Annotated in this window: 12 protein-coding genes; 5 read left to right on the top strand and 7 right to left on the bottom strand. The window is 73.2% G+C overall.

The window, feature by feature from the left end; all coding sequences use genetic code 11:
• The first annotated feature begins 30 nt into the window (after positions 1 to 30).
• Positions 31 to 1,182: an XdhC family protein gene (locus U5640_RS07665; RefSeq protein ID WP_340375030.1), complete on the top strand. Its 1,152-nt coding sequence runs from the start codon at positions 31 to 33 to the stop codon at positions 1,180 to 1,182.
• A gap of 4 nt (positions 1,183 to 1,186) precedes the next feature.
• Here U5640_RS07665 and U5640_RS07660 read toward each other — a convergent pair whose 3' ends face one another.
• Complete coding sequence (locus tag U5640_RS07660) at positions 1,187 to 1,627, bottom strand: SRPBCC family protein (RefSeq protein ID WP_340375029.1); 441 nt, start codon at positions 1,625 to 1,627, stop codon at positions 1,187 to 1,189.
• Between the two features lie 113 nt (positions 1,628 to 1,740).
• Here U5640_RS07660 and U5640_RS07655 point away from each other — a divergent pair, with 113 nt between their 5' ends.
• Complete coding sequence (locus U5640_RS07655) at positions 1,741 to 2,994, top strand: cytochrome P450 (RefSeq protein ID WP_340375028.1); 1,254 nt, start codon at positions 1,741 to 1,743, stop codon at positions 2,992 to 2,994.
• 66 nt (positions 2,995 to 3,060) lie between these two features.
• On the opposite strand, the gene U5640_RS07650 is transcribed toward U5640_RS07655, so the two are convergent.
• Together U5640_RS07650 and U5640_RS07645 are read right to left on the bottom strand one after the other, a co-directional pair.
• The gene (locus U5640_RS07650) at positions 3,061 to 4,509 is read right to left on the bottom strand and encodes a family 43 glycosylhydrolase (RefSeq protein ID WP_340375027.1); all 1,449 of its coding nucleotides are present in this window, start codon (positions 4,507 to 4,509) and stop codon (positions 3,061 to 3,063) included.
• An 88-nt stretch (positions 4,510 to 4,597) separates the two neighbouring features.
• The gene (locus tag U5640_RS07645; protein ID WP_340384994.1) at positions 4,598 to 6,109 is read right to left on the bottom strand and encodes a family 43 glycosylhydrolase; all 1,512 of its coding nucleotides are present in this window, start codon (positions 6,107 to 6,109) and stop codon (positions 4,598 to 4,600) included.
• 186 nt (positions 6,110 to 6,295) lie between these two features.
• Here U5640_RS07645 and U5640_RS07640 point away from each other — a divergent pair, with 186 nt between their 5' ends.
• A complete protein-coding gene (locus U5640_RS07640; protein ID WP_340375026.1) occupies positions 6,296 to 6,499 on the top strand; it encodes a hypothetical protein in 204 nt (67 codons plus the stop codon).
• A 62-nt stretch (positions 6,500 to 6,561) separates the two neighbouring features.
• Positions 6,562 to 8,424, top strand: coding sequence for an HEXXH motif-containing putative peptide modification protein (locus U5640_RS07635; RefSeq protein ID WP_340375025.1), 1,863 nt, complete (start codon positions 6,562 to 6,564; stop codon positions 8,422 to 8,424).
• On the opposite strand, the gene fxsT is transcribed toward U5640_RS07635, so the two are convergent.
• Genes fxsT through U5640_RS07615 form a run of 4 tightly spaced genes read right to left on the bottom strand, consistent with a single transcriptional unit; the run spans position 8,343 to position 16,390 of the window.
• Positions 8,343 to 12,731 (bottom strand): FxSxx-COOH system tetratricopeptide repeat protein, encoded by a 4,389-nt coding sequence (gene fxsT, locus U5640_RS07630; protein ID WP_340375024.1) that lies wholly within the window; start codon positions 12,729 to 12,731, stop codon positions 8,343 to 8,345. The two genes, U5640_RS07635 and fxsT, sit on opposite strands and share 82 nt — an antisense overlap.
• A 44-nt stretch (positions 12,732 to 12,775) precedes the next feature.
• The gene (locus tag U5640_RS07625) at positions 12,776 to 13,900 is read right to left on the bottom strand and encodes a MoxR family ATPase (protein ID WP_340375023.1); all 1,125 of its coding nucleotides are present in this window, start codon (positions 13,898 to 13,900) and stop codon (positions 12,776 to 12,778) included.
• Positions 13,887 to 15,389 (bottom strand): hypothetical protein, encoded by a 1,503-nt coding sequence (locus U5640_RS07620; RefSeq protein WP_340375022.1) that lies wholly within the window; start codon positions 15,387 to 15,389, stop codon positions 13,887 to 13,889. The genes U5640_RS07625 and U5640_RS07620 overlap by 14 nt, the downstream gene beginning before the upstream one ends.
• Positions 15,386 to 16,390, bottom strand: coding sequence for a trypsin-like peptidase domain-containing protein (locus U5640_RS07615; protein WP_340375021.1), 1,005 nt, complete (start codon positions 16,388 to 16,390; stop codon positions 15,386 to 15,388). The genes U5640_RS07620 and U5640_RS07615 overlap by 4 nt, the downstream gene beginning before the upstream one ends.
• A gap of 195 nt (positions 16,391 to 16,585) precedes the next feature.
• Between U5640_RS07615 and U5640_RS07610 the strand changes: the two genes are divergently transcribed.
• Complete coding sequence (locus tag U5640_RS07610; RefSeq protein ID WP_340384992.1) at positions 16,586 to 18,661, top strand: molybdopterin cofactor-binding domain-containing protein; 2,076 nt, start codon at positions 16,586 to 16,588, stop codon at positions 18,659 to 18,661.
• Positions 18,662 to 18,682 lie beyond the last annotated feature (21 nt).

Here is an 18,682-nt window from a genome sequence, read left to right as displayed (position 1 = left end):
CGCCCCTCCCCGACCGCCAAGGAGACGAGCATGCTGGACATCGCCGAGGAACTCGACCGCTGGGTCTCGCAGGGACGCGACTTCGCCGTCGCCACCGTGGTGGCCGTCGGCGGCAGCGCGCCGCGCCGGCCCGGCGCCGCCCTCGCGGTCGACGCCGACGGCACGGCGATCGGCTCGGTCTCCGGGGGCTGTGTGGAGGGCGCGGTGTACGACCTGTGCCGCGAGGCCCTCGCCGACGGCCGGACCGTCGTCGAACGCTTCGGGTACAGCGACGACGACGCCTTCGCCGTCGGTCTCACCTGCGGCGGGGTCATCGACGTCCTCGTCACCCCGGTGCGGGCCGGCGACCCGGTCCGCGCCGTCGCCGGAGCCGCGCTCGCCGTCGCCGCGGCCGGCGGCACGGCGGCGCTGGCCCGGGTCGTCACCGGCCCGGCGGACCTCGTCGGCCGCGCGCTCCTCGTCCGCCCCGACGGGTCGTACGACGGCGGCCTCGGCGGCCGTCCCGACCTGGAGCGCACGGTGGCCGCCGAGGCCGGCGCCCTCCTCGACGCCGGCCGCACCGGCACCGTGGAGATCGGCGCCGAGGGATCGCGCTGCGGAGCCCCGCTGACGGTCCTCGTGGAGTCCTCGGTCCCGCCGCCCCGGATGATCGTGTTCGGCGCGATCGACTTCGCCTCGGCGCTGGTCCGGGTCGGCAAGTTCCTCGGCCACCACGTCACGGTGTGCGACGCCCGCCCCGTCTTCGCGACCCGCGCCCGCTTCCCCGAGGCCGACGAGATCGTCGTCGACTGGCCGCACCGGTATCTGGAGCGCACACGGGTCGACGCCAGGACCGTGCTGTGCGTGCTGACCCACGACGCCAAGTTCGACGTCCCCCTGCTCCGGCTGGCGCTGCGGCTGCCCGTGGCCTACGTCGGCGCGATGGGCTCCCGCCGCACCCACCTGGACCGCAACGAACGCCTGCGGGACGTCGGCGTCACGGAACGGGAGCTGGCCCGGCTGCGCTCGCCCATCGGCCTCGACCTGGGCGCCCGCACCCCCGAGGAGACGGCCCTGTCGATCGCCGCCGAGATCGTCGCCGCCCGGCGCGGCGGCAGCGGTGTCCCCCTCACCGGCGCCCACACCCCGATCCACCACGACCTGCCCGCCCGCCCGGCGGCCCGGATCGGCTCGGTGGCCTGACCCCTCAGGCCCCGCGCAGCAGCCCGTCCACCGCCCGCCCGAACATGCGCCGGCCCGCCGTCCGCAGCAGCGGATCGAAGGGGGAGGGAAGGAAACGGACGCCGATCTCCTCGCGCCAGACGACCCGGGTCAGGCCGCCCGGGTCCGGCCGCACCTCGATCTCGGCCCACCCGAGGACCACCCGGCCGCGTTTGACGAGCCGGCACCGGCCCGGCCCGTCACCGGCCGGCGGGTGCCACTCGGTGACCTCCATCCGGTCGTCGAAGGAGAGCGGACCGAGCCCCGACCGGGCCACGATCACCGTGCCCTCGCCGTGCGGCGGGGGAGTGACCACGGTGACGCGGGTGAGCGGGACCACCTCGCCGTGCCGCCGCCACTCGGTGAGCCGGCGCCATGCCTCCGCGAGGGGAAGCGGCGCGGTGCGTTCGAGCTGGAAGATGACCACCCGACGATCGTAGGCAGTCCGTGCGGCCCACTGTCGGGTCCTGCGCCCGTACGGCACCCTGTAGGCCGACCTCGCACGCACCCCGCACCACCACCGGCAGGGGAGGCAGTCACGTGGACCGCACCGGGCTCGGCGCACTGGACGACGTGCAGCGGGACCCCTATCCGCTCTACGGACGGGCCCGGGCGGCCGAGGGCCTGCTCCACGTCCCCGAGCTGGACGCCTGGCTGGTGGCCCGCGACGACGACGTCCGCGAGGTGCTGAGCAGGCCCGGCGACTTCTCCTCGGCGGGGGCACTGCGACCCGACGTGATGCCCTCGCCGGCCGCGCTCGGGGTGCTCGCCACCGGCTTCGGCGGGCGGCCGGTGGTCGTCGGCACCGACGGCGCGGAGCACCAGCGGCTGCGCGCGCCCCTCGTCCGCGGGCTGTCCCCCGCACGGGTCGCCGCGGTCCTGCCGTACGCCGCGGAGCGCGCCGCCGCCCTGGTGGACGAGTTCGCCGGGGACGGACGGGTGGAGCTGATGGCGGCCTACGCGCGCCGGCTGCCCGGCGAGGTCGTCGGGCGGATCGTCGGCATCGACCCGGCCGATGTGCCGGCCGTGGTGCACGGCGGCCTGCGGGCGGAGGAGCTGCTGTTCCGCCCCCTGACGGAGGAGGAGCAGATCGCCGCCGCCGGGGACACGGTCGCCGGACAGCGCCTCCTGGACCGGTACGCCCGGGAACGGCACGCCGACCCGCGCCCCGACCTGTGCTCGGAGATCGTCACGTCCGTCACGTCCGTCACGTCCGTCACATCCGTCGCCTCCGGCGGCTCCCCGCCGGGCGAACTCACCCTGGACGAGCGGCACGAGGTGGTCTCGCATCTGCAGAACCTGCTGATCGCGGGCCACTTGACCACCACCGCGCTGATCGGGACCTGTGTGCTGCATCTGCTGCGGCACCCCGCGCAGTGGGACCTGCTGTGCGCGGAGCCGGAGCGGATTCCCGCGGCCGTCGAGGAGGCCGCGCGCCACGACACCGCGCTCCAGGGGTTCCGCCGGGTCACCACCCGCCCGGTCACCCTCGCCGGTACCGAACTTCCCGCCGGGGCCTCCCTGTTCGTCGCCTTCGGCGCGACGGGCCGGGACGGGACGCGGCATCCGCGGCCGGACGAGTTCGACATCACCCGCCCGCCCGGCCGCCACCTCGCCTTCGGGCACGGCCCGCACACCTGCCCCGGGGCCCAGCTGGCGCGCGAGCAACTCCGCCTGACGTTGACCGAGTTGACCCGCCGTCTGCCGGGCCTGCGGCTCGAAGCGGACCATCCCGTCGTCATGCGCCCGACGCTGATCCACCGCTCCCCGCAGGAGCTGCACCTGACCTGGTGAGGGAAGAAGTCCGCGGGGGCCTTCTTCCCTTGCCGACGTCCGGAGGACGGGCGCCCAGGTCGGTCCTCACTGGGCGTAGAAGGTGGCGTCCCCCTTGTCCGTCGTGGTGCTCGGGGTCTGCACGTACAGCAGGTAGTCGTAGTGCCGGATGTAGCGGCCCGCGTAGTTGACGGACTCGTACGAGATCCCCGCCGCGTCGGCGAGCCCGGACCGCTGGTAGAAGCTGGCGTCGGAGGCGAAGGCCGCGGTGCCGTCGTTCTTCTCCACCCACACCTCGAAGTTCTTGTGCCGCAGGTAGTAGCCGGGGAAGTTGGCCGACTCCAGTGACACCGTGCCGGTACCGGCCAGCCCCGTCACGACCCGGAACTGCGAGTCCGCGAGGGGGCTGACGTTCGCCTCGATCTTCCCGCGGTAGTCCCAGTGCCGGATGAACCGGTCCGGGTAGTTGAAGGAGGAGAAGCGCTGCGGGGTGACCCCGTCGGCGACCGGGATGCCGAAGTCCGGCGTGCCGTCGGCCTTCCAGTACACCTTCTGCACCCGGGTGCGGCGGTTGGGGTCGTTCAGCGGGTCGCCGGAGATGTCCTTGTAGCTGCGGTCGTGGTAGACGAGGATGTCCGACTTGCCGTCCTCGGACACGGTGAAGGAGTTGTGCCCCGGCCCGTACTGCGAGGTCGCCGCGCTCGACGCGAACACCGGCGACGGACTCTTCGTCCAGGACGCCGCGTTGGTGAGGTCCGCCGTCGCGGACGCGGTCAGCATCCCCAGGCAGTAGTTGGCGTCGGTGGCGCTGGCCGAGTAGGTCAGGAACACCTTGCCGCCGTGCTGGATCAGCGCCGGCCCCTCGTTGACCTTGTAGCCCACCGTCTCCCAGGACAGCGTGGGCTGTGAGATCTCCGTCGGCGTGCCGGAGATCGTCCAGGGATTGGCCATCTTCGCGATGAACAGGCTGGTGTTGTTGTCCTCGGCCGGGTTGCGCTGCGCCCAGGCGAGATAGCGGACACCGCCCACCACGAACGTGGTGGCGTCCAGGGAGAAGCTCTCCCACGTGGTCGTGATCTGGCCCTTCTCGGTCCAGGTCGCGGTCAGCGGGTTGGCGCCGGTGCCTTCGAGGACGTACATCCGGATTGCCCACACGTCGGAGGTCGACCCGGCCGCGAAGTACACGTACCACTTGCCGTCGATGAAGTGGATCTCCGGCGCCCAGATGTGCGCGCCCATGATCCCGCTGGAGTGCTTGGTCCAGATGGTGACCTCGGAGGCCGTGGCGAGGCCCTGGATGGTCGTCGCCCGGCGCAGCACGATGCGGTCGTACTCCGGAACGGTGGCGGTGAAGTAGTAGTAGCCGTCGGTGTGCTTGAAGATGTGCGGGTCGGCCCGCTTCTCGGCGATCGGGTTGGTGTAGGTCACGGCGGGGGATTCCGGTACGGCGGCCTGGGCGGGGGAGCCCACGCCGGTGAGGACGGCCGCGAGGGCGACGAGGACGGCCAGGAGCAGCCGTACGGCGTTGCGTCTCAAGGGGGTTCTCCAGGGGATGGGGAGCTGAGGGACGACCCGGGCGAGCCGGGGAGGCCGAAGGACGAAAGAGGACAGGGGGTGGACGGGGTCAGGCGGTGGGCACGAGGCGCCACTGCTGGCAGGTGTTGTCCAGCCAGGTCCACTGCCGTACGTCGGTGCCGTTCGCGGTACCGCAGTCGGCGACGTCGGCGACCTTGCCGGTGGACTCGTTGACGATCCGGACGTAGTCGCCGGTGGCGGTGAACACCAGCCGGAAACGCTGGCACTTGTTGTTCAGCCACGACCACTGCCGGATGTCGGTGCCGTCCGCGCTCGCGCAGCCGGCGATGTCGGCGACCTTGCCGGTGGCCACGCTGACCAGCCGGCTGGTGTCGTCGCCGAGGTCTTCGATCTTCCACTTCTGGTTGGTCCCGCCGTTGCAGGTCCACTGGAAGATGTTGGTGCCGTCGGCCGTGGCGCCGCCCTCGACGTCCAGGCACTTGCCGCTGTTGCGGTTGACCAGGGTGTACGCGGCCGGGGTCGTCGCCGTCTCGCCGGAGGGACCGGGCAGCGAGGCGCCGAGGGCGACCGGAGTGCCGAAGTTCGGGGTGCCGTCGGCGTTCCAGGTGAACTTCTGCGCCCGGGTCGTGCGCCCGTTGCCGCAGCCGCCGCCGCTGGAGGAGTTGGCGTGGTAGACGATCCAGTTCTCGGTGCCGTCCGGCGAGCTGAAGAAGCCGTTGTGACCGGGCCCGTAGACCCCGTTCGTGTCACTGCGCTGGAAGACCGGCGACTGCGTCTTCGTCCAGGAGGACGGGTTGAGCGGATCGGAGCCGGTCAGCTCCAGCAGGCCCAGCTTGTAGTCGGCCGTGGTGCAGTAGCTCGCCGAGAAGGTCAGGAACGTCCGCCCGGCGTGATACAGCGGCTCGGGACCCTCGTTCACCGCCGCGCCCGAGGTCTCCCAGCTCAGCGTGGGGCTGGAGATGATCGTGAAGGTGTCGCTGGAGAGCGTGTACGGGTTGCTCATCGGCGCGATGACCAGGCTCTGCCTGCTGCCGCCGATGAACCCGCTGCCGACCAGGTACAGCTTGCCGCCGGCCTGGAGCACGGTGGCGTCGATCAGCCAGCCGCCCGGGGTGAGGTTGGAGCCGGTGAGCGACCCCTTGTAGGTGTACGGGCCCAGCGGATCGGTGCCGGCGCTCTCCAGGACGTGGGTGCGCTGGGAGTCGCAGCAGGAGACACCGCTCGGGCCGGCCGAGTAGTACAGGTACCAGTGGCCGTTGAACCGGTGGAGCTCCGGTGCCCAGATGTTGGTGTCGCGGGTGGACGTGGTGTCCGACCACACCTGGACGTTGGGCGCGGTGGCGAGGCCGGCCAGCGTCGGCGACTTGCGGATGCCCAGGATGCCGGTGAACGTCGTGGTGACCAGGTAGTAGTTGCCGTCGTAGTACTCCAGCCAGGGGTCGGCGCCCTTGGAGGACTTCAGCGGGTTGGTGTACGGGCGGCCGTCCGCGGCGGACACCGGCTGGGTCGCCGCCACCAGGGCCACCAGCAGCGTCAGCACACAGACGAGCAGAGGTCTGCGGCGGCGCGTCGCGGGCGGGCCGGGACGTCGACGAAACATCCGAGGCATACAGGACCGTCCCTTGTCCGCAATGTCGAACGTAGTTCGTAACTTCGGCCCAGAACATAGGGGGGCTACATGTTCGCGTCAATGCCTGGGGCGGGTGGGGAGATGCTCCGGCCGTGCGGCCGACGGCTCCTGACAGTGCGTCTTCCGCAGCGGGCCCGCTTCGGTCACCATAGGGGCATGGCGCACACGGAGGGCACCACACAGGGGATTCGTTCAGGGCTCATCGATCTGTCGGGCGTCCCCCTCGACGAACTCGGAGAGGTCAGCGGTCTCGCGGACGCCCTGGCGCGGTTGCAGGGGCGACTCGCCCACACGTCGGCCCCGTTGTGCGAGGGCAGAATGGCCGCCGCCATGTGCGGTGGAGCGGTCCGGAAGGCCTGAGCACCGGTCGACCGTGACTGTTGACCACACCTGAGCCCTACCACGTCCCTTCGAGGACGCTCGTGGGGATCGCCGTCGGCGACGTCCGTGCCGCGGACGTCGCCCTGCTCGACTCGGCGGAGCGCAGCCGGCTCGTGCTCGCGCTCAGGGCGATCCTCGAGCTGTCCCCGCACCCCGAGGAACGCCGGCCCGGCGGCGCCCCTCCGACGAGGCCCGCGGCGGCATGGAACCTGCTCAGTGCCGCACAGCGCGCCGATCCGGCCGCCGTGGAGGCCGTGTTCCACGACCCGGCGGTCGCCGCCTGGGCCTTCCAGCTGGTGCGGCAGCTGGCCCACGGAGTCGTCCCCCCGGCCGGTGCGTCGCCCTACGCCGCCGCGACCCTGCTGGGCTCCGTGGCCGCGGCCGCCGCCATCCGTGCCGGGACACGCTGCTCCCTGCGGGTGCCCGTCCGGGGCGGCAGGCTCTGGCTGCCCTCCCTCGGGCTGACGGCGGCGGTCGGCCGGGGGGAGTGGGCGCTGGTGGGGATCGAATGCGGGCCGAGTGGAACGGTCGTCTACGGCGACAGCGGTTCCCTGCGCATGCCGCACGACCTCGCGGCCCCGTCGGAGGGCTGGTCGCCGCTGCCCGCACTGGGCGTCGCGGGGCCGCGCGGCACACCGGCCGTACTCGATCACCTCTCGCCGCACCGCGACTTCCGGGCCGTGCACGACCCGCTGGACCTCAGCCGGGCAGAGGTACGGGACTGGCGCGCGGTGCTGCACGCCACGTACGAGATGCTGAGGACGACCGATCCGGCGGCCTACCGGGCGGTGACGGGGGCCGTGCGGTCCGTCGTCCCCCTGGAGGACGCGGGCGGGCAGCGTGTCATCAGCGCCTCCGTCCCCGACGCCTACGGGGCCGTCATGACGTCGTTCAGCAGGGACATCCCCGCGATGGCCGCCACCTTCGTCCACGAGGCACGCCACCAGCTGCTGACGGCCCTCGGGGACCTGACCCCCCTCTTCGTACCGCTGCGCGAAGGGCCGGAACCGGTGTACTTCGCGCCGTGGCGCAACGACCCGCGCCCCCTGCGGGGACTGCTGTACGGCGCCCATGCCTTCGCCGGGGTCACCGCGTTCTGGCTGCGTCGCCGGGCGGCCGACGGGCCCCGGGCCGAGTTCGAGTTCGCCCTGCACCGCTGGCAGGTGCGCACCGCGCTGGCGGCCCTGGGCGGCGCCACCGGCCTGACCGCCGCCGGCGGCCGCGTCGTCGCCGCCCTCGCCGAGTCCGCCGCACCCTGGTGGACCGAAGCCGTACCCGCACTGCCGGCGCGGCTCGTGGAGCTGTGCTGCCGGGACGCCTCGGCCCTGTGGCGGGCCAGGAACCTGACGGTCGCCGACGCCGACGTGGACCGGCTCGCCTGGCTCTGGCGAGTGGGGATGCCCCCCGCCCGTCCCGCTCCCGGCCGCCCGCCTCAGCACGGCTCCGCCGGCCTCCGTGGGCGGCGGAGCCCGGACCGCCCTGGCCCGGCTGCGGCTCGCCGACCCCCGCGCCTTCGCCCGGGTACGGGCCGCGCTCGCCGCCGGGGTGGAGGACCCGTCGGGCATGACGGGGGCCACGGCCGCGGACGCCGCGCTGGTGAGCGGGGACCGGGAGGAGGCGCTGCGCCACTACCGCCGGTCCGCCCCCGTCGCCGACACCTGTGTCGGCATCGGCCTGGCCCTGGGGTCGCGCGGCGCGGTGCTGGTGGAGCGCCCGGAACTCGTCCTGGCGCTCCACACCGCGCTGTCCCGGCGTGGCGAACCCCTGCCGGGGGTCGAGGAGCTGGCCGGATGGCTCGGCTCCCGGCGGCCCCGCCCGGAGGTCAGACGCCCAGCAGGTCGATGTCGCAGTTGGCCCGTTTGAGGTTCTCGGCGTCGAGCGTGGCCTGGTGCGAGGCGCCGTAGAAGCCGCGGAAACGGGAGAGCGCCTCGTCGTACAGCCGCTGCGCCTCCTCCGGTTCGTCCAGGGCCCGGAGGTCGTAGGACAGGTTCAGCATCACGGCCAGCGTCGAGGAGTGCTCCTCGGTGCGGTGCCGGCGGCTGAGCTCCAGCAACTCGGCGTCCATGGCGCGGGCCTCCTCGTACTGGCCGACCGCGTAGTGGTCGCTGGCCAGGTTGGTGCGCGTCAGGAGCGTGCGCGGGTGGTCCGGGCTGAGCACCCTGCTGAGTCCGTCCACGGACGCGTGGTCGAGCTCGTGCGCCTCGCGGACCCGGCCGAGCAGACGCAGCGTCACCGCCAGGTTGGTCGCCGTCGCGTAGGTGTGCGGGTGCTCCTCGCCGAGCAGCGCCCGGCACCTGCGCATCGTGACCTCGCCGAGTTCCGCCGCCTTGGCGAGGTCACCGGTCTGACGCAGGTCGGTGGCGTGGTTGAGTGACGCCCGCACCGTCTCCAGGGAGTCCTCCCCGGCCTTCTCACGGAGGACCTTCAGCGCCATCGAGGAGAGTTCCAGAGCGCCCTCGTGGTCGCCCAGCTTGCGCAGGGTGACCGACAGTTCCCGGGTCGCCCTGATGGTCATGTCGTGCTCGGGGCCCAGTCGCTGGAGCGCGAACTCCCGCAAGTCCGTCAGCAGGGATTTCGCGGCGCTGGCGTTGCCGAGTTCCTGGTAGTCCAGCGCCATCTGGTAGCGGCTGCTGAGCGTCGACATGTGGTCGTCCCCGAGCACCTCGACCCGGCGCTCGTAGGTCTCCGTGTCGATCGTCAGGGCCTGGGTGAAGTCTCCCGCGAGCCGGAGGCTGACGGTGTAGTTGTGCGCCGCCTGCAGCGTGCCAGGGTCGTGGGCGCCGAAGTCGAGCAGCGTCGTCTCGTACGTCGACCGGTCCAGCTCACGCGCCTGGTAGAAGTCGCCGCGCAGACGCAGCAGGATGGCCAGCACGCTCAGTGCGCGCTGGGTCGTCTCGTTGCGTTCGCCGAGCACCCGGCGGCAGCGGTCGACCAGCTCGACCTGGAGGGTGTACGCCTCCTCGTAGCGGTTCTGCCAGCGCAGCGCCAGGACGCGGCTCTGGTCCATGGTGATGACCTGTTCGTGGTCGTCGCCGAGGGCCTGGCGCCAGGTGGCCGCCGCCTCGTCGGCGATCTCCAGGGCCTCCTGGTAGTCGCTGCGCGAGATGAGGAAACTCGCCTCGTTCAGCAGCAGTTGGCGCGCCCAGCCGTCCTCGCACTCCACCAGCCGGGTCGCCCGGACGTGCGGCAGCAGGGCCGAGTAGCGCGGCCACGCCTCGGGCAGGTCGGGGTTCCTCGGGTCGGCGTTGGCGAGGATCTCATGGGCGTAGTGCCGCATCTCCGCGCGTTCCTGACGGTTCATCTGCTCGATGAGGACGCGCTGCACCAGACGGTGGACCTGGATGGTGGAGCTGCGGTGGTCGATGCGGGCGAGGGCGTACCGCCCGATCTCCCTTACGGCGTGGGACAGCTTGATGGGGTCGTCCAGGGCGGCCCGCAGCGCCGGGGGAGCGGTGACGCCGCGCACCGCTTCGAAAAAGCTCCGCGAAATGGGCTCGGGCGCGAAGAAGGCGCAGATCTGCAGCAATTGGAGCGCGGCCGGATGGTCCTCGCGGAGGCGGTCCAGCGAGACGTTCCAGGCGGCCGCGACCGGGAGGCCGTAGTCGGCGGGGGGCGCCAGTTCCAGGAGCTCCGCGCACTTGGTCTCGAAAAGGTCCAGGTACTGGTGCACTGGCATGCCCGTCTCGGCAAGCCACACCGCGGCCTGCTCGACGGCCAGCGGCAGGTCACCGAGTGCCTCGGCCAGCCTGTCGGCCGCTTCGTCGGGAATCTGCGGACTGCGTCGTTTGATCAGCGCGACGCTTTCCGAACGTGGGAACACATCGACCTCTAGTGAGCTCGCCAGCGTCGACCATTGGGAATTGCGGGAGGTTACCATCACGCGCCCTGGACCGTTGTGCGGGAAGAATTGCCTGACCTCCTGCGGATTCTCCGCATTGTCGAAGACAAGGAGCCAGTTCGAGTAGGGTTGGCCCACGCGAAGTGCTTCAAGGACCGCGGGCACGGCGCTTCGGTCGGCGCCTGCCCTTAAGCCCATGTGTTCCCCGAGCTCGATGAGAGATTGCACAATCAGGTTGATCTGTTCGGAGGGGATCCACCAGATCAGTTCATAGTCCCTGCCGTACCGGTACACGTATTCGATTGCGATCTGGGATTTTCCGACGCCTCCCATGCCGTGCAAGGCTTCGGGCAGGACGGCAGTGGTTATACCGGTGGCCAGGCGCTGGCGCAACTTCTGGAGCAGTTCCTCGCGGCCGGTGAAGTTCCTGTTCCGCAGCGGGAGGCTCGCGCCGATGCGGCGGGGGTTCGGCACGGCCTGTGGCGCCGGTGCGGTGCCGGGAGGCGTGGACTGCTCGACGGTGGACACGGAACCTCCTGGTGGCGCCGGCGGTGGCGATTCCTGCGGTGGTGCGGGTGCGGGTGCTACGAGATGATCAACCGTATCCGATCCGTCACCCTGCGTCATGTTTTCGGGGACATCGCGCGCGGGTGACGTCGGCGCCCGCTCCTCGCGCAGGAGACGCTGGAGGCGGTTGGCGCGGACCTGATAGGGCCCCGACAGGGCGCACAGCGCGGTGCGCAGATGCCTGACGAAGGGCCGGGTGCGGTCGTTCAGGGGCGGGTCGGGGGCGTCCGTCTGCCAGGCGACCAGGGCCTCCCCGCCCGTGACGGCGGTGGCGAGCCGCGGCCCCAGGTGCAGCGACACCTGGCGCAGCACGCTCATGGTCTCGGGGCGGGTGCCGAGCCCGAGCAGCTCTTCCCGCACCCCTTCCGCGAAGTCGAAGGACACCCGTCCGGCGTCCTCCACGTCGTCGTCGCGGACGCGCCGCAGCAGGCCGTACAGCATGATCTCGGCGAGGTTCCAGGGGCCGGCGCCGGGCAGCATGCGCTGCACCAGACGCATGACCGGGAGGTTGAGCGGGGCGGCCGCGAGCCGGCGTGCGAGCGCGAAGGTGGTGGGGGAGACCCGTGCGACGAAGCGGCCCACGGTCTCGCGGGGGTGTCCCGGCAGGGGCTGCGGCAGGGCCGCGGGCAGGTCGGGGCGGGCCTCCAGGTCGCCGTCCACCCCGGTGAGCAGGACCGCCAGGTCGTGGCGGCCGCCGGGGGAGGCCAGCAGCCGCGCCCAGCGCCCGAACGAACCCGGTGTCAGCTCCAGCAGGGGCACGGGCAGGGGCCCGGCCGGCCGGGCCGGTGCGGGGTCGCCCAGTTCCGGGTGGCCGTGGCGCACCCGGCCGACCCCGAGCAGCCGGTTCGGTGCCATCGCCCCGGGTGCGGTCAATTCCGCCCGGACGGCCGAAGGGAGGGTGATCTCCCAGGACTCCTGCGGCATGACGCTCAGCGCCGCCGTCGGGCAGAACCGCGCCACCGAGTAGAGGTAGGCGGCGGCGTCACCGTTGCGCCAGGCGGTCGCGTGGCCGTCGGTGACCACCAGGACGACGCTGTCGGGGTCGGGCGCACGTGCGCCGTCCGTGGTCCCCAGGGCCCGGATGCGGGCCCCGGTCCCCGCGATGTCGGCCCGGGTCAGGTCGATGGCCCGGAAGGCCGCCGTCTGCTCCATCACCGCCCTGAGGCTGCGGATCGAGTCCTGCCACAGGTCCATCGACGGATGGGCGTCGACGACCAGGAGCAGCCTCAGCCGGCGTTCCTGCACGGGGCGGCACACCGGCAGCCACAAACCGTCCGCCGCCGCCCCGTCGGCGGTGGCCCTCTCGTCCAGGGTCCAGGCGCGCGCGGAGGGGCGGCGCAGCCGCAGCGGGCGCAGGGCCCGGGCCAGGTCGCGGCCGCCCGGCAGGGCCGGGGCGGCGGACCGGGCGCCCTGCGCCGCCGCGTCCCCGGCCGGTCCGGACGCCGGGTGCCCGAGCAGCGCGGGAGCCTGGTACGCGTGGGTGGGCGGGCGCTTCGCCGTCCGTCCCGCGGGACCCGGCCCGGGTTCCGGCCGGGGCGCGGGCCCGGGCGCGGTGGGCGCGGGGTCCGGCTCCGCCGCCGTACGGGGCTCCTCGGGCGCGGGCCCGGGGGCCGCGGGAGGGGGCGTGTCGCGGTCCGGGCCCGTCCGGGTGGCGGCAGGCCCGCTCCGCCCGGTGGGGCCGCGCCGGTCCGTCCCGGGCGCCGGCCGGGAACCGCGGGGCTCCGGCGGGCTCTCCGGGCGCCAGACGCGGTACGGGTAGGGCGCCGCCGCGTCCTGGCACGCGGCCAGGTACAGCGCGTCCAGCAACTCCTGTCGGGACGGCCGCGGTGACGAACCCTCAGCCGACCCCGTCACCGGGGCCTCGCTCCGGGACCGGCTCCGTTCAGGCGGTGCCACACCCGCTCGCAGAATTCGGTGACCGAGCCGTCGAGATCGTCCAGACGGCCGGAGCTTGCAAGGTACAGCGAATTCAGCAACTGGTCTATGGAGAGGCCCCCGCGTTCCCGGCTGCGGTCCAGGAAACGGGCGATGATCTCACCGCCCCATTCGGTCACGGTGTCGTCGCCCAGATGCGCGGCCACCATGTCGGCGAGGTCGTTCTCGTCGGGCTCCGGCATTTCCAGCAGAAGGCATCTGCGGAGGAATGCGGGCGGGAATTCGCGTTCGCTGTTGGACGTGATGACGACGATGGGGAACGCACGGCAGGTGACGGTTCCGCCGGTGATCACCGCGGTCCGGTCCGGATCGTCCGTCAGAACCGTCGCCGAAGGGTGCCTGCGACTGCTCCGGAGTAATTCCGGAATGGCGTACGAGCCCTCTTCGAAGACGCTGAGCAGATCATTGGCGAGATCGAGGTCGCTCTTGTCGAGTTCGTCGATGAGCAGGACGCGTGGCTCGGCATGGGGGAGCAGCGCGGTGCCCAGCGGGCCGAGCTGGATGTAGTCGCCGACCTCCAGGGGGGCCGGACCGCCGTCCGGGGGCGGGCCGTCGCCCGCCGCGGCCGTCCGGGCGGCGGTGTCCTGGACCCGGCCGATGGCGTCGTAGGCGTAGAGCCCGCCGCTCAGGGTGGTGCTGCTCGTGACGTGCCAGCGCAGGACCCGTCCGAGCCGTAAGGCGCGGCTGATCCGGTAGGCGAGGCTGGACTTCCCCGTGCCCGGCCGGCCCGTCACCAGCAGGGGGCGGCGCAGCAGCAGGGCGGAGTTCACCATCTCCGCCTCCTTGCGGGCGGCTTCGGAGTCCTCCCGGGCCGCGGGGCGGTGAGCACCGAGCCGGCGCACGGTCTCCGTGTCGTCCTCGGGTGGCGGAGGAAGGACCGGGCCGCCGTCGAAGGTCCGCCAGGGCGGGGGCGGGGGGAGGACGTCGCTCAGCACGGTGTCGCGCAGCGGGGCGCCGCCCGACCGGTAGATCCACCAACGCGGGTGCTGTGCTTCCCTGGCCGGGGCATCCGGCACGGCGGTGTCGTCAGGGCCAGTCAAGAGGCGCCTCCTCCCCATCCGTGGGAGGAACCGTCGACGTGCCCGCGGGCGTGACGGGCATCCGGTTCGGATCGTCCCAGAGCAGAGCGACGTGGCGGCCGACCATCACATCCCCCTCAGGATCGCCGTCGATGGACGCGATACGCAACGCCCTGACCACCTCGGGCAGCCGACGGGGGTCCTTGCGGCCGAGCAGGGACCGCAGGGCCGCCCGGAACGTCGCACCGCCGTCGCCCCACTTGTCCCAGACGATGACGGGAGCCCCGGCTCTCAGCGCCTCCACGAGTTCGTCCGGGCTTCCGGGCGCCCCCGGCGCGTTCCGGGCGCCGTCGGGCGGTCCGCTGAGGACGACGATCGCGGGCGGGGGCTCGGACAGCAGATGCGACCGGCCGTCCTCGGGGAACCAGTGGACGCGGCCCGCGCGGCCCTGCGCGAAGGCCTCCCAGCGTCTTCCCCAGCGGCCGTGCAGATCGCGGCGGTTCAGCCTTTCGAGGCTCCGGATGACGACATGGTGGTCCTCCCCCAACACTCCGCCCACCCCTTGGAAAGACGCCTTGCGCCATCCTTCCACGTTCAGTGCGAACAGATGCCTGGGAAGCAGAAATTCGAGCGCCAGCTCCGTCCTGCGGTACGCGGTGTCGCTCTCCACCCGCCGTACCAGGGCCGCCACTTCGCGCTCCGCCTCCCCGAGGCTGATCCGGACCTCCTCGCCCTTGACCGGGCCGTCCGGGTGGACCCGCAGCCAGTGGGTGAGGAGGGTGTCGTGCCCGGAGGAGGAGTTCACCTCCAGCAGGGGCCGCAGACGGATGATCAGGTAGTCGGTCGGATCCCATACGGAGGTCCGCTCGGGTGCCGGGGGTTCCTTGACGGGAGGGAACCCGGTATCGGCCTCGCGGTCGTCCGGCCCGAAGAGGTCGTGCCGCTGCGCCCAGTCGACGATGCGCTGCTGGCGCTCGCCGTCCGCCCCCAGCGCCAGCAACTGCTGCAACACCTGGAAGCAGGGCAGCTGTTCGCCGGGACGGGCGTTGAGGGTGGCCGCGTGCACGAACACCGTCCAGGGCTCGGTGCAGGGCAGCGGGGCCGTCGGCCGGCCCAGGTGGTACAGGAAGACCGAGTACCGCCGTTCCAGGTCGGGGACGCGCACCCCCTCCAGCAGGTCGAACAGCTCGTCCCAGTCCTCGTCGTCGAGGAGTTCGACCTCCCAGGACGCCGTGGCCACCTTCAGCCGCCGGATGGGGACCGAGTTCCCCTCGCGGATCTCCAGGTGCTCCACCAGCCGGGAGAGCCCGGCGGGCCGGGTGCACAGGTCCTCCATCATGTTGACGACGACCGCGCGACGGGACGCGCCGACCGTGGTGTCCAGGTCCGGCGCCAGAGCGGGGCACAGCCGACGGACGATCCCGCGCAGCACGTCGAGGTCCCGCAGACAGCGCACCTCCGTCACCGCGTCCACCAGGTATCTCGGGACCGTCCGCGTGGCGACCGTCATGCACCGGCTCCCGGCCGGGGCTCGCCGAGGCGGCAGACACGGTCGAGGACGTCCAGCGCCGCGGTCACCGACACCGCGTCACCTCCGAGGACCCGGACCGCCTCCCGCAGCGACCGGCAGCCCTCCCGGTGGTCGGCGCAGGCCCGGACGACCGCCTGCAGCTGCTGCCGGGGCCAGGGGTCGTCGCGGATGTTGCGCCGGATCGGAGCGGGCAGCAGGTCGCGCAGCAGACGGCCGGAGTCGTGGCCGATCTGCGGTATCTCCAGGAGGGCGTCGGCGAGTTCGTACTGCTCGGCCAGGGACGGCGGGGCGCACGGCGGCGGGACCGCGGGGCGCACCGCGTCGGCGAGCGGCGGCCACAGCCGGGTGACGCTCTCCACGGGCAGCATCCAGGCGACCTTGGCGGCGCGGTCGGTGTGGGCGGCGGTCACGATCCCGATGACGCGCGCCGCGGCCGGGTCCCAGACGGCGGCGCCGCTGAACCCGCCCTCCACCACCGCCCCGGTGGTGCGCAGACCGTCGAGCTGGACCCACTCGGGGCAGGGGCCGCCCGCCCCGGTGAGCCGGGCGGTGGCGATCAGGCCCGCGGGACTGCCGACGGGATACCCGATGACCGCGACACGCCGGCCGTCCGGTGCGCCGGCGTACGCGAGGGGGAGCGGAGCACAGCCCTGGCCCGGACGGGGGTGGCCCGGGTCCAGGGCCAGCACGGCGAAGTCCATCAGGTCGGCGAGGGCGGCGCCCGGTTCCGCGCCGTCCAGGGGCGGGGGAGGCGCCCAGGCCCCGGGAAGGAGCCGGGCCGTGGCGCTCCAGCCGCGTCCCGGCAGGTCGACGACGACCGGTTCGCCGCGGGGTCCGCCCAGCGCCGCGGTGAGGACATGGGCGCAGGTCAGCACCTGGAGCGTCGGGGCCGGCGACGCACGGGACGCCGTCAGGACACCCGCTCCCCACAACGTGCCGTCGGTGGACAGCACCCGCACCTGACCCCGTTCCGGACCCACGGCAATCGTCTCCCCCGAACGCCATACGTGTTCCCGTACACCTCGGCCCAGTGTACGAGGGGTACCGGCGCACCGGGGCGGGCTCGGTGCGGGAGCGCAGGCAACCTCCGCGGGCCGTTGTCCCTCCTAGGAGTCGAATCCCGCGGAACCGGACAGGAGTGCCCGTTGGCCCGTCAGTTGTCCCGTCGTCGTTTCATGGTCTACACGCTCGCCGCGTCCACCCTGACCGTCGCGGCCCCCCTCGCCTGTGACGCGCCGCCCGCCGAGGGGGCCGAGCACGCCCGGCGCCGCTCCGACGTGCTGGTGACCGGGGCCGACGAGGAGATGCTGGTCCTCGAGGTCACCGCGGCCAACAGGATCGTCGTACGGCTGCCCAGGGTGGAGGTCGGGCAGGGGGTGACCACCGCCGTCGCGATGATGATCGCCGAGGAGCTGGACGCCCGGCTCGCCGACATCGACATCCCCCTCGCCGACGCCCGCACCAAGGGCAACCAGTACACGGGCGGCTCCAGTTCGGTGCGCTCGCTGTACGGACCGGCGCGGCAGCTGGCCGCCACCGCGCGGGCCAAGCTGGTCACCGCGGCGGCCCGGCTCTGGCACGTGCCGGCCCGCGCCCTGCGCACCAAGGACACCAAGGTGTACGCCCCCGACGGGCGTTCGGCCACCTTCGGCTATCTCACCGGGTACGCCGCCGCGATCCGGGTGCCCGCCGTCCCCGCCAAGCCGAAGCCGGCCTCCCGGCACAAGGTGATCGGCCGGCCCACGACCCGGATCGACGCCCGCGACATCGTCACCGGCAAGGCCCGTTACGCCGGTGACCTCACGGTGGCCGGGGCCCGGCCGACCGTGGTGGCGCGCCCGCCCACGCTCGGCGGCACGGTGGTCTCCCTCGACGACCGCGCGGCGCGGGCGATGCCCGGGGTGCACGCCGTGGTGCGGGTCGCGGGCGGGGTCGCCGTGGTGGCGGAGACCTTCCACCACGCCTTCCAGGCCCGCGACGCCCTGCGGATCACCTGGGCGCCGGGCCCGCTCGCGGCGCTCTCCGACGCCGACATCCGTCGCCGGCTGCGCGCCGCCGTGCCCCGCCTCGGCACCCCGCCGCGCGGATCGACGCAGGTGGAGGGCGAGTTCGAGTTCGCCTTCGTCGGCCACGCGCCGATGGAGGTGCTGACCGCGGTGGCGGACGTCCGCAGCACCAGGGCCGAGATCTGGTTCTCCTCCCAGACCCCGATGGACGCCCGCGACAGCATCGCCCAGGCCGTCGGCCTGCCCGCCGCCAAGGTCACGGTCCATGTGATGCGCGGCGGCGGCTCGTTCGGCCGGCGGCTCGACTCCGACGCCGCCCTGGAGGCCGCGCTCATCTCGAAGGCGGCGCGCCGCCCCGTCAAGCTGATGTGGAGCCGCGCCGACGACCTCCGGCACGGCCGGATGCGCCCGGCCGGCCATCACCGCATCCGCGCCAGCCTCGCCGGCGGCCGCGTGGTGGCCTTCGCCCACTCCATGGCCTCGGTGAGCACGGAGTACGAGGGGGAGGGCGCCGTCCGGCGGGCGTCCTTCGCGGCGGCGGCCGGACCGCTGCCCAGCGACAGCGGCCTGTACAACTTCGGTGCCCTGTCCGGGGACTACGGCTCCGTGGGGCTGGCGAAGATCCCGCTGGGCGCCTGGCGGTCGGTGGACTCCGGGACCTCACGGACGGCGGAGGAGATCGTCGTCGACGAGATCGCCGCCCGCCTCGGCAAGGACCCGGTCGCGTTCCGCCGTACGACCCTGCGCAGCAAGGCCGTACGGGCCGTGCTCGCCAAGGCGGCCGCCGCCGGCCACTGGGGCCGCGCGCTGCCGGCCGGGCACGGTCAGGGGGTCGCCGTGCACGAGGAGTACGGCTCCTGCGTGGCGTGCCTGGCCGAGATCGACGCCACCGACCCGGAGAGCCCGCGGGTGACCCGGATGGTGATGGCCGCCGACGTGGGGACCGCCGTCAACCCGCGCGGACTCCAGGCCCAGCTCATGGGCACCGCGCTCGACGGCATCTCCACCGTCCTGACGGCCGGTCTGCACATCGACCGCGGCGCCGTCCGCGAGGGCAGCTACGCCGACTTCCGCTACGCCCGCCAGCGCGACGCCCCTCTCCGCTTCGAGGCGTACATCATGCCCTCGCACGGGGAGCCGGGCGGCGCCGGCGAACTCGGCGTCCCGGCGGCGGCCGGCGCGGTCGCCAACGCCTACGCCCGGGCGACGGGCACGAGACCGCGCCGCTTCCCCCTGAACTTCTGAGCCCGTGACCTCTGAGCCCGT

It is taken from the genome of Streptomyces sp. SS7, assembly GCF_037993025.1.
GTDB lineage: Bacteria > Actinomycetota > Actinomycetes > Streptomycetales > Streptomycetaceae > Streptomyces.
This window is presented reverse-complemented; position numbering and strand designations above follow the sequence as displayed.

Coding starts and splice junctions, on each gene's coding strand:
- U5640_RS07665 (WP_340375030.1), top strand. CDS start 31: ATGCTGGACATCGCCGAGGAACTCGACCGCTGGGTCTCGCAGGGACGC.
- U5640_RS07620 (WP_340375022.1), bottom strand. CDS start 15,389: ATGACGGTCGCCACGCGGACGGTCCCGAGATACCTGGTGGACGCGGTG.
- U5640_RS07645 (WP_340384994.1), bottom strand. CDS start 6,109: ATGTTTCGTCGACGTCCCGGCCCGCCCGCGACGCGCCGCCGCAGACCT.
- U5640_RS07640 (WP_340375026.1), top strand. CDS start 6,296: ATGGCGCACACGGAGGGCACCACACAGGGGATTCGTTCAGGGCTCATC.
- U5640_RS07610 (WP_340384992.1), top strand. CDS start 16,586: ATGGTCTACACGCTCGCCGCGTCCACCCTGACCGTCGCGGCCCCCCTC.